Consider the following 14941-nt stretch of genomic DNA (forward strand, 5'->3'; position numbering starts at 1 on the left):
CGGCCGGGAAAGCGGTAGCGCACCAGCACCCAGGCGACCAGCGTGCCGAAGACGACATTGACGATCGCCGCGACAAAAGCGGTGCCGAAGCTGATTTCCAGCGCATTGATGGTGCGGCGGTCGGTGGCGATCGCCCAGAAATCGGTCCAGCCAAGCGCGGCCGAGCGCCAGACCAGCCCGGACAGCGGGATGAGGATGATGAGGGTGAGGTAGGCAAGCGACAAGCCGAGCGTCAATCCGAAACCCGGAATGACGCTCGGCTGCCTGAACCGCCACCCCGCCTGCGCGGGTGCTGTGGTCGCGAATGTTGCGGTCATCGAGTTCAGGGGAGTCCCTCCCGCTCAACCAGGATTGCTCCCGCTAAAAGCTCCAAGAGGTTGGCGTGCGCAAGTTGTTTGAACGATCCCTGCCACTACGTCTATTCGCTCAGTGGAATTTCGCCTCCGTTGCCATTCGGAATTTTTGCGGTCGTACAGCTACCACTTAGTGAGCGGATAACCGGGCTAGGCCGGGTAGGCCCCCTCCCCGAAATGATAAGGGCGACCCCATTTTCAATCGGCTCATACTCCACCGCTGGAACACGCGCCGGCATATGCGGGTGCGATATCGAAGTGTCCTGCCATGGACCACCATGCCCGATCTGCAGCGCTCCGCTGTCGAATGTCGACATGAAAGGCAACAGGCAGGTGAAGCCGAAAGTATAGCCATCCCCAACAGAATAGGTGGGGTGAGCCTTAATAGCATCTCTAGCAATACTCTTGGAGGAGTTCTGCGTAGGGCCAAGCCAACGTAATAATAAGGGGGCTGGCTGGACATCGATCGGGGAGGAGAAGGAAATGGAGAGCATTTCAAAAGAACTGATGAAACTGGCAGAACACATCCGCCCGGCGCGAGAAGCGTTCGCTGAAGCGGATAAAAGGAGGATCGAATCCGCCTTGGAGGCGGGACGGCTTCTCTGCCAAGCCAAGCATGACTGCCCACACCAGCAATGGCTGGCTTTCCTGACATTGGCCGATATCTATGAGCGACAGGCGCAAGAGTTGATGCACCTGGCCCGGGCGGGGTTGACGGCACACGTCGTTTCCGAAATCGGCGGCATCGATGCGGCGCTGGCCTACCTGGTGAAGGCAAGATTGCCTGAGCCGGGCGAATGCCTGACTGTCGGACGGATAGGCTGGCCTGAAAAGAACACGCCCTTCGCCATCATCAAGCCCAACGCCACCCATCCTGGTTACTATGACGTGGCAATCGCCGACATGTGGGCCAATCCCGCAACGGTCTTCTCCTCCACCAAGCCGCTGAAGGGGGGAAGTGTACGGCTTGCCGACGGGTCATTCTTCGACAACCTCTGGCGTATTGTCGATAGGGAATTGGACGTACCGCACTCGCAGCGCGAATTCCAAATGATGCCGGTGGATCTGTTTTCCCAGGATGGAGCTTTCCTCTTCGCAAAACCGGCCACCATTGCAACTGCTGGTTCGAAGACAAACCGGGCTCCCAACTACGCGCATTGACTTCGTCGCATGAGCCGGGCCTGTCGGCAGGTCTCCATTGCGGCCACGGAAATGAGGGGGCGCTCCAACCAATACCGCCAGAGTGGAGAGATCGATGAAAAGTCACCGTGCCAGGGCCGGCGCGCTGTGCTTGGCGCTGATGATGATGTCGGAACACTCCATTGCGCAGTCCCAACTGAGCCAGGCAGAAATCTATCGAGCCCAAGCGCGGCTGTTCGAGAGCAATTTCCTGACTCGTATTCCCGACGGCAGGATTGGTCAGCGGACGTTGGACGCTCTGAGAGCCTGGCAGCGACAGGCGAAGCGGCCGCAGACCGCGGAATTGACGAAGAAAGAGTTCGATCAGCTGATGCGTTTCGATCCCGGCAAACACGCTTGGGAAGCGATATCCGGATCAACGGACGGAACCTGGATCGCGGTTTGGGGACATCGCTCCGGGGTAGAAGCAGCCAAAAAGGCCTTGGCGGGGTGCCAGAAGAAATCGTCTCGGCCCGACGATTGTTCGTACGTCTCCAATTCCGTAGATCGGAGCGGCCCAGGGTGGTCTGCTGCCGTTTTTTGTGAGCAGCGAGGTCTCTTTCGAAACAAAGGGCAGATGTTCCTGCACAATGGCTTGAGCCGGAAATCAGCCATGGACCAAGCGTTCGCTGCTGCATCGACCGCGAAATTCCGCCCGTCTCAATGCACTCTCGTGAAAGCATTGAACGGAGACGGACAACAGTGAACCATTTCAACTGCGTTTGCGAACAGGCGCCGAAGGCAACTGGACACCTGTCCTTCGTTGACGTTCTGGCGGGGAGTATCGCTCGGGACGACCATCCACATTAAGCGTAGTCAAACCGCGCTGGCCGACATTTTCAGATCGCGGCGGTCTCGGAAGAGGTAATGCCATACCCGATTTCGCGCTCCATTTTCTTGATCGCTGCAGGCTTAATCGAGCGGCATCATCATCAGGGGTGGCGAGTTCATGCGCATTGCGGTTGTCGGCTCAGGGTATGTCGGTCTCGTGTCTGGAGCATGCTTGGCTGACTTTGGTCACAAAGTCGTCTGCATCGACAAGGCAGAAGCAAAAATTGTCGATCTTCAAGCTGGAAGAATGCCGATCTTTGAGCCCGGTCTCGAAGACCTCGTCAGCAAGAATTCCGCGACAGGGCAGCTCGCCTTCAGCAGCGAACTCGCGCCAGCGGTCGCAGACGCGGATGTGGTGTTCATTGCCGTCGGGACGCCTTCGCGGCGAGGCGACGGTCACGCCGATCTTTCCTATATTTACGAGGCGGCGCGGGAAATCGCGGCCGCGGTTCGCGGCTTCACGGTGGTCTGTGTCAAATCCACAGTGCCGGTGGGGACCGGAGATGAAGTCGAACGGATTATCCGCAACTGCAATCCGACGGCGGATGTAGCAATTGTGTCGAACCCGGAATTCCTTCGCGAAGGGGCTGCCATCGACGATTTCAAACGCCCCGACAGGATCGTTATCGGCCTGCCGTCGGACGAACGCAGCCGCGAGGTGATGGCGGAAGTGTACCGGCCGCTCTATCTCAACCAGGCGCCGATCATGTTCACCGGACGTCGCACGTCAGAACTGATAAAATATGCGGCCAACGCCTTCCTGGCGCTCAAGATTACCTTTATCAACGAGATGGCGGATCTTTGCGAGAACGTGGGCGCGAACGTGCAGGAGGTGGCGCGCGGTATCGGGCTCGACAATCGCATTGGCTCGAAATTCCTGCATGCAGGCCCAGGGTACGGGGGATCCTGTTTTCCCAAGGATACGCTGGCTCTCGTCAAGACGGCGCAAGATAGCGGTGCGCCGCTCCGGCTGATCGAAACAACCGTCGCCGTGAACGACCAGCGAAAGCGAACCATGGCCCGCAGGATCGTCCTCGCCTGCGGCGGCAACGTACGCGCAAAGACGATAGCCGTGCTCGGCCTCACATTCAAACCCAATACGGATGATGTCCGTGACGCGCCCTCCCTCTCGATCATCCAGGCTTTGATCGATTTTGGAGCGCATGTCCGCGTGTATGACCCGGAAGGCATGGAACAGGCCAAGCTCATGCTCGGTGCGAGCGTCGATTACGCGAAGGGAGTATACGAATGTGCCAAGGGCGCTGATGCCTTGGTGATCGTCACCGAGTGGAACCAGTTCCGCGCCCTGGATTTTGAACGCCTGTCACGCTCCATGTCGAAGCAGCTTGTGGTCGACCTTCGCAACATCTACAGGCGCGAAGAGGTCTGTAAGCATGGCTTCGAGTACGTCAACATCGGCGAGGGTGTGGCAGAAGACGGATCTGTTTTTGCCGCGGCCGCCGAATGAGGTATTTCGTCACCGGAACCGCAGGATTTATCGGATTTCATCTGGCGCGCCGCCTGCTGGACGAAGGTCACTGCGTGACCGGCTTCGACGGGATGACGCCTTATTACGACGTTACGTTGAAGCAATCCCGACATGCGCTGCTGCAGCGATACGGCGCCTTTCGCTTCCACATCGGACAGTTGGAAGACATGGACGCCCTGCGGCGGGCGGCAGACTCGGCGAAGCCCGATGTGATTGTCCATCTGGCCGCGCAGGCCGGCGTGCGATACTCGATCGACAATCCGCGAAGCTACACCGACAGCAATCTGGTCGGTTCCTTCAACGTGCTTGAGCTTGCCCGCGATCTAAAGCCAAGGCATCTGCTGCTTGCCTCCACCAGCTCGGTCTACGGCGCGAATGATACAACCCCGTTCGTTGAGACCGACCAGACCGATTGGCCGCTGACGTTCTACGCCGCCACAAAGAAGGCGGTGGAGGCGATGTCACATTCGTATTCGCATCTTTTCCAGATTCCAACGACGTCCTTCCGCTTCTTCACCGTGTATGGCCCCTGGGGCCGACCCGACATGGCGCTCTTCAAATTCGTTGACGCCATCGAGAACGGTCGCCCGATTGAAATCTATGGCGAAGGCGCGATGAGACGCGACTTCACCTATGTCGACGATCTTGTTGAAGCCATCGTTCGGCTCATCGGATGCGCGCCCGTTTCCGGCCAGCCGGTGTCAGGCCCTGATGTCGTCGATACGCTGTCACCCGTGGCGCCATGGCGTGTAGTCAACATAGGCGGCGGCCAGCCGGTGGAGCTGTTGTCTTTCATCGAGACAATCGAGAACTGCCTCGCCAAACGCGCCATCCGCAAGAGCCTGCCGATGCAATCAGGCGACATGTCGGTGACATATGCCGACCCGCGCCTCCTGCAGGCCCTGACAGGCTTTCGCCCCGAGACCAGCGTCGAGGACGGTGTGGCTGCCTTCGTGCGCTGGTATCTGCAAGAACGACCCTCGCGCCCGACAATCGCAGCGTAGGCATTCCTTCGCTCCAAGCAGGCAGCGAACACGGCCCTCAGGCCGACACCAGCTTGGCGTGTACCTTGGGCTTGGTACCGCGCCAGGATGTCACCTCAATGGTTTCTCCGTCGCCGCAAAGCACGGCAAAACCGCTGCCAGTGTGAGCCTGGACTTGGCCACTCAGCCCTATGTAGCGCCCTCGCCCCGCAAACATGCGTGCCTGGTCGACGAAGATCTTGCTGCCCCCGTCGAGAGTGAAGGCGCCTGGATAGGGGTCGCCGACAGCGCGGACAAGGCGAAGAATGCTTTCAGCCGTTTGCGTCCAATCTATCGATCCGTCGTCCGCCGAACGCTTGGCGCAGTAGCTGGCGAGCGAGTCATCCTGCACGACGCCGACGCTGTTGTCGCGAGCGATCGCCGACACGACGAGAGGTGTCATTTCCCGCAGGGCCTGCTTGTGCTTTTCGTAAAGCGAACGCGCGGTCTCGTCCTCCGCCACCGGAAAAAGCTTCTGCATTACAATGGGACCGCTATCGACGCCTTCATCGAGCCGAAAAAATGTGGACCCGGTCTCCTTCTCGTTGGCGATGATCGTCCACGGGATCACCGCCCTGCCCCGAAAGCGCGGCAGTGGGGCCGGATGGAAGCCTATCGACCCAAGGCGGGCGATCGCACGAAATTCGGCTCGGCAGATCTGCGACCAACCGACGACCAGCGTCAAATCGGGGCGTCCTTCCGCGAGCCAGGCGATTGTGTCGGGCGCGTTGATGTTCCTGGTCAGATGGACCGAGGCTCCCGCTGCGCGTGCCGGACCTGACAGATCGACGAAATCGGAATGGCGTGCGGAAGCTTCGTCCGCCAAGGTGACAAGCAGCGAGGGAGCCATGCCCGCTTCGACGAGCGCGTCAAACGCAACACGGGACCCTTCTACCGCACCGACAAAGGCTATGCGCATGAAATCCGGACTCCAATACAGTGCCGCCGCGACAGTGAGACACTGACCTTTTCTATTGTGCGGTTCGATCCTACGCCCAAGTCCAACTTTAGAGGTAACCGGTCGTCTCCGATGCATCCCAATGTGCAACTCTTCGCAGCGGCAAAAAGCTAGATAGTTGGGTGGATCGGAGTTGAGATTGGAACGGTTGATGGACTGTGGCGCCAGCCTGACACTTCTGGATCGTGATGCCGTCGCGGGTGAACCCCTGCGCGTCGGCTTCAACCGGCCGCACGTGGTGATCGTCCTGCCTGGACTGGGCGCCGGCGGCACCGAACATGTCGTCAATGTTCTCGCCAACCAGTGGGCGGCAAGAGGCTGGCATGTGACGCTGGTTACATTCGAGGCCCCCGGTCCCCCGCCTTACTATCATTTCGATCCCGCGGTCAGGATAGAGCGGTTGGGATTGCCGCAGATGAAGCGGTCCAGGCTGGGGGCAATTGGCGCAAGCGCACGCCGGATATTTCTCCTGCGTCGAACGCTCAAGAAACTGGCTCCGGATGTGGTCCTGAGCTTTCTCACGCGCACGAACGTGATGTCGCTGGCGGCAAGCCGGGGGCTCGGTCTCGACGTCGTGGTTTCGGAGCGCAACAATCCTGCGCTGCAGGACGTGGGCCCCGTCTGGCGGTTCCTTCGGGCAAAGCTTTATCCATCCGCCTTCGGATTGGTCACCATGACCACTGGCGCGCTGAACTACTTCAGCCCTGCCATGCGAAGGCGAAGCTGGGTTATTCCCAATCCCGTCGATCTTCCCGCAACAGGCAAACCGCGCCGGAACGGCGCCGTGCTCGTCGCTGTCGGCCGCCTGGTCCCGCAGAAAGGCTTCGACCTGCTGCTGAAGGCATTCGCCAACATCCGCCGCGATTTTCCCGAATGGAAGCTGGTCATCTGGGGCGAAGGTCCCGACCGTGCCGAACTGGAAGCCGAGCGGGATCGCCTGGGCTTACAGGGTTGCGTTGAAATGCCCGGGGTAACCAGCCGGCCTGGCATCTGGGTGGAGACCGCCGACGCCTTTGTCCTTTCGTCCCGCTACGAAGGTTGGGGGATCGTGCTGCTCGAGGCAATGGCGGCCGGCCTGCCCGTCATATCCTTCGACTGCCAGTGGGGTCCCCGCGAGATGGTCGATAATGAGAAGGATGGACTTCTCGTCGAGAACGGAAGTGTCGATGCGCTCGCGCAGGGCCTGCGGCGGCTGCTTGGCGATGAACCGCTCCGCAAAAAACTCGGCGCGGCCGCAGCGGCAAGTGCTGCAAGGTTCACGCCTGAATATGTGATGCAGAATTGGGACCAGGTCATTCACGCCGTCCTGGCGGCGCGCGGCAATGAAGAGCTCTCGCCATGCTAACCACCCAGCGCGCCCTGCGCAAAATGGAAACGCGCATCAAGATGACCTGGGCCGCATCCGGGGCGGACGCGTTCCTCGTCTCTTACCCGAAATCCGGGCGGACCTGGTTCAGGCATATCCTGTCGGACTATTTCAGTCGGACGGCTCACGACGGAAATGTCGACCTCTTCCGCATGTTCGAAGTCCTTCCAAACTTCGACCTTGATCCGGAGCGTGGGATTCCGGCTTTCCGTTACACTGAACAGCGCTCCCGGGTGCCGCTTATCCTCGTTTCGCACCTCAACTACAGGCATATGCTGTTCTTGCACCGGCCGGTCATTTTCATGGTTCGCGATCCTCGCGACGTTGTGGTGTCAGCCTATTTCCACGCGACGCGCCACAAGCATCGATTCGAAGGCGATATGGATGCTTTCATCTGCGACTATCAGCAGGGCCTGCCGGCCCTTATCGTGTATTTGAACAGCTGGGCGAAGGGCCTGAAGCATCACAGGCATGCCGTCTTGAGCTATGAAGAACTGACCGGTGACCCTGTCGGCACGTCCTCGCGCATTCTGAGATTCTTACGGCACGATCCGTCCGCAGCTGACCTCGAGGAGGCCATCGAGGCTTCTCGTTTTGAAGCGATGCGTGAACATGAGGTGGCGGGGGGCCTGCCGGCGCATGTGTATGACAGAGGCGATGCCGAAAGTCGGCGCATGCGCCGCGGAAAGGTAGGAGGCTTCGCCGACTACCTCACCGACGCGCAAGCCGAACTGATTGAACGGACCTGCTCCGAGTGGTTGACCTCGGCCGCCAAGGAGTTGCTTTGCCGCGGTGGAATCCACTTCTCGCGGTACAATTGAAGGCTTGTCCTAGGTTCGTCAGTTCGAGCCTGTCTCGCCCCCGGGATCGTCCGGATCGCGGTTGCCGCAGCCTGCGGCGAAGACGGCAGCCTTAAGCGCTCTGCATGGGTTCAGCGTCTCAACTTCGTGTTCGTCATTCACCCCACGATCGTTCGATCTGCAAGGCTGGCAGGCACGCGGCGCATCGTGCCGGCGTATCTGCGGTGAGACACACTATGCGGGTCGAATACATGACCACGCGACGCGCCCGGGATTTCCTTACCGCTAATGGGCTAGGCCATCAGTCGTAGCAGCGATCAGATGCTGACTGATTGAGGTTGCTACAGAGCCAAACTTGGTTGTGGCGGGCTCTTCTTTTCCGCCGATGATGGGTGACGCCAGCAGCGATCTGGCGCGAATCCTGGATCTGCATTGCTCCGCAAGGACGGAGTGTGGGGTGAGTTTGGCAACCATAGCGATGACCACAGGACTGATCGGACGTGTGATGGAGGCCCTCAAACGCAGGAGCGCCGGCCGCACGCGCCTGGCCAATATCGCACACCTTTTGACGGGCAATTTTCTCGGTTCATTGCTCGGCCTCGTGGCTTTTGCGCTTTCGGCGCGCGCCCTTGGCGTGGCGAACTATGGCCAGCTTGCATTGATTATCGCGTTCACCCGGGTTGTCGAGCGCGTTGTCAGTTTCCAGTCGTGGCAGCCAATCATCAAATATGCGGCGGGCCTGGACGCGTCCTCGGATCGCGATGCACTGCGCATTCTCATGAAATTTGGCCTGCTTATCGATGTTGGCGCCGCCGTTTGCGCCTGGGTCATCGCCATGGGCGCCGCACTTCTCGTCGCGCCGTTCTTCGGTTGGTCCGCGGAAGTCGTGCAGCTTCTTGTCCTGTATTCCAGCGTCCTGCTGTTCCAGATCTCAGGCGTTCCGGTCGCGGTGCAGCGCATGGCCGGCAACTTCCGTCTCCTGGCCTACGGCCAGCTGCTCAATGCGGTTTTGCGGGTTTTGCTGTGCTTGCTTGGGGTGCTGCTCAAGGCTGATCTCGCCTATTTCACCGTGGTTTGGGCGGGAACACAGATCCTCGGGTCCCTGACACTCTTGACGCTGACGATGCGCGCGCTGCACAGGCAGGGCGTTCGCAAGATCCTGCGGGCCCCTTTGACCGGAATCACAAGCCGCTTTCCCGGCATCTGGAATTTCGCCTGGTCTTCGAACATTTCGCTGACTTTGCGCGTGAGTGCCCAGGAACTCGATACACTGCTGGTCGGTTTCCTCGCCGACCCGGCTTCAGCGGGCTTGTACCAAATCGCCAAGCGCATAGGGCGCGTCGGCCAGCAGGTCGGCCCACAGGTCCAGAATGTTCTCTATCCCGACGTGGCCCGCTTTTGGGCGCAGGGAAGCATCGGAAAATTCAAACGCGCGGTCTTTCAAGCCGAAGCCATGCTGTTCGGCTTTGGCATACTCTGCATATTGGTCGTCGCGGCGTTCGTCCGGCCGCTGCTCATGTGGACCGCGGGGCCTGCTTTTCTCGGCGCGGCCAACCTCGTCATCGTGCAGATGGTGGCGGTCGCGTTCGTGCTTTCGGGCTCCGCTGCCCGCTCCGCACTGCTGGCCATGGGCAAGCAGCGCGAGGTGTTGCGGATCGTCGTCGTTGCGACGGCCGCCTTCCACATCACGGCACTTCTGCTGATCCCGCGCATCGGTGCGATGGGCGGCAACATCGCCCACATCGTGCTGGGCATATTGTGGACCGCGGGCTTGGCCCTTTCATTGAAACAAGCGTTGAAGACCACCCACTCCGACAGGCTGACCAGGCCGGTGGACAGCCTCGATCAGGCAGATCTTTCTCCTTCAAAGGCAATCTAGATGACCCTTGCGACCCAAGCTTCAACCACCGTGCCCATAGCGTCGCGACGCCCTGGTCCGTCATCGCCGACCCTTACGCATCTGCAGCGGCTCGAGGCTGAATCGATCCACATCATCCGCGAGGTGGCGGCCGAATTGCGCAACCCCGTGATGTTGTATTCCGTGGGCAAGGACTCGGCGGTGATGCTGCATCTGGCGATGAAAGCCTTCTACCCTTCGCAGCTGCCGTTTCCCTTGCTCCACATCGATACCACCTGGAAGTTCAAGGAAATGATCCGTTTCCGCGATGAAACCGTCGCGCGGCTTGGCCTGGACCTGCTGGTGCGTCGCAACGAAGCCGGTCTTGCCGAGGGCATCACGCCGTTTACCCACAACTCGTCGATCTACACGCAGATCATGAAGACGGAAGCGTTGAAATCGGCGCTGTCCTCGTTCGGTTTCGATGCCGCTTTTGGCGGGGCACGGCGAGATGAAGAGAAAAGCCGCGCGAAAGAGCGGGTGTTTTCGCTTCGCAGCGAGAATCATGGCTGGGATCCGAAGAACCAGCGCCCGGAGTTGTGGAACCTCTACAACGGCCGCCTGAGGCCCGGCGAATCCGTTCGCGTCTTCCCCCTCTCGAATTGGACCGAAACCGATATCTGGCAATACATCATGAGGGAGAAGATCCCCATCGTGTCGCTCTACTTTGCCGCAAAGCGCCCGGTGGTGGAGCGCAACGGACAGTGGATCATGGTGGACGACGACCGTCTGCCGCTACGCCCGGGCGAGGTGCCCGAAATGCGTTCGGTGCGTTTCCGCACCCTTGGTTGCTATCCGCTGACCGCGGCCACCGAAAGCACGGCCGCTACTCTTTCCGAAGTGCTTCAGGAAACACTTGCCACCCGGACGTCCGAGCGGTCGGGCCGTTTGATCGATCACGACGAGGCGGCATCGATGGAAAAGAAAAAGCGTGAGGGGTACTTCTGATGCTTGGTGTTGCTCAAATCGCGGATCTCGAAGCTTCCCTGGAGAGCCAGGCCGCTTCCCAGCATCTTCATGCCCATGAGCGGAAAAGCCTGTTGCGGTTTCTCACCTGCGGCAGCGTGGACGACGGCAAGTCGACACTGATCGGCAGGCTGCTCTACGACACCCAGCTGCTGATGGAGGATCAACTTTCGGCCCTTGCGGCCGATTCCCGGCGACACGGCACGACGGGCGACGATCTCGACTTCGCGCTTCTGGTTGACGGCCTCGCCAGCGAGCGCGAACAAGGCATCACGATCGATGTGGCCTATCGCTTCTTCGCCACCGAGCAGCGCAAGTTCATCGTCGCCGACACACCCGGCCATGAGCAATACACCCGCAACATGGCCACCGGCGCATCCAATGCCGACCTCGCGGTCATCCTTGTCGATGCGCGGCAGGGGATCCTCACCCAGACCCGCCGGCATTCCTTCATCGTCTCCCTGCTCGGAATCCGGCACGTCGTTCTGGCGATCAACAAGATCGACCTGATTGGCTATTCGCAGGCCGTGTTCGATGAGATCGAGGCGTCCTATCGAAGTTTCGCGGAACCGCTCGGCTTCCACTCGCTGCAGACCATCCCCCTGTCTGCCCGTTATGGCGACAATGTTCGTTCCAGAAGCGCGAAACTGCCCTGGTATCAGGGCCCGACACTCGTCGAGTATCTGGAGTCCGTCGAGGTCGACAGCGACCGCCGTGCGGCCCCGTTCCGGATGCCGGTGCAATGGGTCAATCGCCCCAACCTCGACTTCCGCGGGTTTGCCGGCACGATCGCGGCCGGGGTGGTGAGGCCGGGAGACCGCGTGGCGGTGGCGCGCTCAGGCGTCACGAGCCTGGTGAAGCGAATTGTCACCTTCGATGGCGACCTCTCCGAAGCCGGCGCCGGCGAGGCGGTCACGCTGATGCTCGAGGACGAGATCGATGTCTCCCGCGGTGATGTTCTGGCAGCCGCGGCCGAGCGACCGGAAGTCTCCGACCAGTTTGCCGCGCATCTGCTCTGGATGCATGACGAGCCATTGATCCCCGGCCGTCCCTATCTCATCAAGCTTGCCACCAGCGTCGTGGGGGCAAGCGTCACGCACATCAAACACAGGCTGGACATCAACAAATTCGCGAAGCTCGCCACGAAAACGCTCGAGAAGAACGAAGTTGGCGTCATCAACTTGATGACACAGGCGCCGCTTGCTTTCGATCCCTTCAGCCGGGTGCATGAGACTGGTGCTTTCATCGTCATCGACCGGATGACCAATCACACGGTCGGCGCCGGGATGATCGACTTCAGCCTGCGCAGGGCAAGCAACATTCATTGGCAGGCGCTGGACGTGGACATGAACGCTCGCGCGATCGCCAAGGGCCAAAAGCCGGCGGCGCTGTGGTTCACCGGCCTCTCCGGCGCCGGCAAGTCGACGATCGCAAATCTCGTTGAGAAGCGCCTTCACGCGATCGGCAAGCACACGTACCTTCTGGATGGCGACAATGTCCGCCACGGCCTGAACCGGGACCTCGGCTTTACCGACGCTGACCGCGTCGAGAACATTCGTCGTGTCGCTGAAACCGCAAGGCTGATGGTCGATGCGGGGTTGATAGCGCTGGCTTCCTTCATTTCACCATTCCGGGCGGAACGCCGGATGGCGCGCGACCTTTTCGGCGAAGGACAGTTTATCGAGATCTTTGTCGATACGCCGCTGGAAGTGGCGGAGCGACGTGACCCGAAGGGTCTGTATCAACGCGCCCGAAACGGATTGATACAGAATTTCACCGGCATCGGCAGTCCCTATGAGCGCCCCGAGGCTGCTCATATCACGATCACCCCAGATTTGAGCGCCGAGGAGGCCGCCGAACTGATCGTCAGCTACCTTGATCGTGGCAGCTATCTTGGAAGCGCAACCGGGTAGCAGGCGATGAGTGCTGAGACCGGGCGAATTCGGGTTTGCTTTCCATTTGTCGGTGACGATGTCGGCGGAAGTCACATCTCGGCACTGAAGCTTGTCCAGAATCTCGACACCTCAAGGGTCGCACCGGTCCTGGTGCTTCAGGACATCACGGGGCCGCTCGCAGACTTTCTGAAGATGGAGGGCCAGCCCTTCATGGGTTTGCCTCCTTTGACGACATTGCCCGCGAAAGGAACGACCTGGGGAGGTGTCGCCACCTATTTGACCAGCACGCTGCCGCATTTGAGCCGCTTCATCCGGGAGCAGAGGTTCGACATCATTCACACCAATGATGGAAGAACGCATATCAATTGGGGCATTGCCGCACGGTTTGCGGGCGCCCGGCTGGTCTGGCATCATCGCGGCGATCCCGATGCAAAAGGCGCCAATATTCTCGGGCCGTTCATTGCGGATCGCATGGTGACGGTGTCGCGATTCTCGCGGCCGAAGCATCCGATCAGATCCCTCAACGGACGCCTCAGCGTCATCCATAGCCCCTTCGACCACCCGTTGGACATCCCTGACAGGGCTGCGGCCAAGGCAAGGCTTCTGGAAGAGCTTGGCCTCGCGCCAGGCACGCACGTTCTCAGTTTCATTGGCGGCCTGATCGAGCGAAAGCGCCCGCTTCTCTTCATCAACATCATTGAACGTTTCCGACGCGAGCATCCGCACATCCCGATCGTCGGCTGCGTGTTCGGCAACTCGCCGGCAGGCTCGCATGATCTTGAATTTGCCGCTCGCGCGCTTTGCGTCGAGCGCGGGCTGGATCGGATTGTGCGTTTCATGGGCTTTCGCAGCCCTATCGAGCCATTCCTGGCGGCGACGGATGTTCTGGTCGTTCCCGCGATAGGGGAGCCTTTTGGAAGGACCCTGATCGAAGCGATGTTTCTCGGCACGCCGGTGGTTGCGACCGATCACGGCGGCAACCCGGAAGCCATCGAGAATGGACGGACGGGATTTCTGGTCGCTCCGGAGGACACCAAAGCTTTCATGGAGCCGCTGCGGCGGTTGCTTTCGGACCCTTCGCTGTGGGGACGCATCAGCCAGGCGGCCCGCAAGCAAGCCTGCTTTTCCTATAGCACGCAGCAGCACGTCGAAAAGGTCATGGAAGTTTATGGGCAAGCACTCCGCACTCCGGCGGCGGCCAGCTTGGCTTGCAGTACGACAGGTGAGAAATGATCCAAGAGGGTTCTAAAATGCAGGCAGAGGATATCGACTTCCTTATCATCGGCGCGGCGAAATGCGCCACGACCTGGCTGCAGCAGTCGCTGCAGGCCGATCCGGACGTCACCATGCCGGATCCCGAGCTGCATTACTTCAGTCGCCATTATGATCGCGGCGACGACTGGTACTTCCGCCAATTTCATAAAACTCGTCCTGGACAGCTGGTCGGTGAAAAGTCGAACTCCTACCTGGACACCCCGTCGGCACCGCAACGGGTTCACCGGCTGCTCCCCCATGTCAGGCTGATCGTGCAGCTTCGCAATCCGGTCGAACGTGCGTACTCGGACTATTGCATGCTCTTTCGCCGTGGCGAGGTCGACCGCGACATAGAATCCTACCTTGACGTGGGCAGGGATTCGCCTGGGCGTTTTCTCGCCGGCGGCCTCTACAGCGCACAGTTGCAGGCCTATCTGGATCTTTATCCGAAGGATCGGCTGCTGGTTCTGTTTTTCGAGGAAACGGTCGCAAGGCCTGTCGAACAGTTGAGCAAGGTCAGGACGTTTTTGAACCTCCCTGAGAGCGACGTGGCTTTGCCGGTGGCGAAAAAAGTGAAGGACCGCAGCGAAGCCATGGTTGGACCGCAGCTGCGCAACATGATGAAGCCGTTGAAACCTCTGGTTCGTCCCTTCCGGAACACCTCTCTCTTCGAGGCGGCCCGGGGTGCCCTGGCCGGAAAGATTGCCTATCCGCCTTTCCCCCCAAGGCTTCGATCCCAGCTCGTCGACTTTTACGCAACCGATGTCGAGCAGCTTGGCGCACTGGTGCAGCGGGACCTGTCTGGCTGGCTTGTCCAGACTGGCGGAAGTACCTCTTTGGATTAACTCGGGAAAGTTCCTCTCGCGGTTCCGATAGCTACTCCCTGCACAAAAGCAGGTGTTGCGCCAAAAGCAGGCAAGGCGCTCCATAG

12 protein-coding genes and 1 pseudogene are annotated in these 14941 nt (G+C 60.1%); 11 read left to right on the forward strand and 2 right to left on the reverse strand.

The annotated features are described in order from the left end of the window. A pseudogene (locus tag LB577_RS22560) lies at positions 1–317 on the reverse strand (molybdate ABC transporter permease subunit); the annotation flags it as partial. 519 nt (positions 318–836) lie between these two features. Here LB577_RS22560 and LB577_RS22565 point away from each other — a divergent pair. The 4 genes from LB577_RS22565 to LB577_RS22580 all read left to right on the forward strand — a co-directional run bounded on the left by LB577_RS22565 (position 837) and on the right by LB577_RS22580 (position 4856). Next, positions 837–1514, forward strand: coding sequence for a hypothetical protein (locus LB577_RS22565; protein WP_023768907.1), 678 nt, complete (start codon positions 837–839; stop codon positions 1512–1514). A gap of 94 nt (positions 1515–1608) precedes the next feature. Next, positions 1609–2238, forward strand: a complete 630-nt coding sequence (locus tag LB577_RS22570; protein ID WP_224688512.1) for a peptidoglycan-binding domain-containing protein — start codon at positions 1609–1611, stop codon at positions 2236–2238. Between the two features lie 243 nt (positions 2239–2481). Next, the gene (locus tag LB577_RS22575; protein WP_224688513.1) at positions 2482–3831 is read left to right on the forward strand and encodes a UDP-glucose dehydrogenase family protein; all 1350 of its coding nucleotides are present in this window, start codon (positions 2482–2484) and stop codon (positions 3829–3831) included. After that, positions 3828–4856: an NAD-dependent epimerase/dehydratase family protein gene (locus LB577_RS22580; RefSeq protein ID WP_224688515.1), complete on the forward strand. Its 1029-nt coding sequence runs from the start codon at positions 3828–3830 to the stop codon at positions 4854–4856. Before LB577_RS22575 ends, LB577_RS22580 begins: the two co-directional genes overlap by 4 nt. Before the next feature lie 37 nt (positions 4857–4893). On the opposite strand, the gene LB577_RS22585 is transcribed toward LB577_RS22580, so the two are convergent. Further along, on the reverse strand, positions 4894–5793 hold the full coding sequence (locus tag LB577_RS22585; protein WP_224688517.1) for a formyltransferase family protein: 900 nt from the start codon (positions 5791–5793) through the stop codon (positions 4894–4896). 190 nt (positions 5794–5983) lie between these two features. Here LB577_RS22585 and LB577_RS22590 point away from each other — a divergent pair, with 190 nt between their 5' ends. The 7 genes from LB577_RS22590 to LB577_RS22620 all read left to right on the forward strand — a co-directional run bounded on the left by LB577_RS22590 (position 5984) and on the right by LB577_RS22620 (position 14855). Continuing rightward, positions 5984–7177: a glycosyltransferase family 4 protein gene (locus LB577_RS22590; protein ID WP_224688520.1), complete on the forward strand. Its 1194-nt coding sequence runs from the start codon at positions 5984–5986 to the stop codon at positions 7175–7177. Continuing rightward, entirely contained in the window at positions 7171–8019 is an 849-nt protein-coding gene (locus tag LB577_RS22595; protein ID WP_013893312.1) for a sulfotransferase domain-containing protein, read from the forward strand. Before LB577_RS22590 ends, LB577_RS22595 begins: the two co-directional genes overlap by 7 nt. Before the next feature lie 484 nt (positions 8020–8503). Then, positions 8504–9877, forward strand: a complete 1374-nt coding sequence (locus LB577_RS22600; protein WP_411969324.1) for a lipopolysaccharide biosynthesis protein — start codon at positions 8504–8506, stop codon at positions 9875–9877. Next, positions 9878–10843: a sulfate adenylyltransferase subunit CysD gene (gene cysD / locus LB577_RS22605; protein ID WP_224688521.1), complete on the forward strand. Its 966-nt coding sequence runs from the start codon at positions 9878–9880 to the stop codon at positions 10841–10843. Continuing rightward, positions 10843–12774 carry a sulfate adenylyltransferase subunit CysN gene (gene cysN / locus LB577_RS22610; RefSeq protein WP_224688524.1) on the forward strand — a complete coding sequence of 644 codons (1932 nt, stop codon included), beginning with the start codon at positions 10843–10845 and terminating at the stop codon, positions 12772–12774. Before cysD ends, cysN begins: the two co-directional genes overlap by 1 nt. A 6-nt stretch (positions 12775–12780) precedes the next feature. Beyond that, a complete protein-coding gene (locus tag LB577_RS22615; RefSeq protein WP_224688526.1) occupies positions 12781–13989 on the forward strand; it encodes a glycosyltransferase family 4 protein in 1209 nt (402 codons plus the stop codon). A gap of 17 nt (positions 13990–14006) precedes the next feature. Beyond that, entirely contained in the window at positions 14007–14855 is an 849-nt protein-coding gene (locus LB577_RS22620; protein ID WP_224688527.1) for a sulfotransferase family protein, read from the forward strand. The last annotated feature ends 86 nt before the right edge of the window (positions 14856–14941 follow it).

Origin of the sequence: Mesorhizobium sp. B283B1A (assembly GCF_020165735.1) — a bacterium.
GTDB lineage: Bacteria > Pseudomonadota > Alphaproteobacteria > Rhizobiales > Rhizobiaceae > Mesorhizobium > Mesorhizobium opportunistum.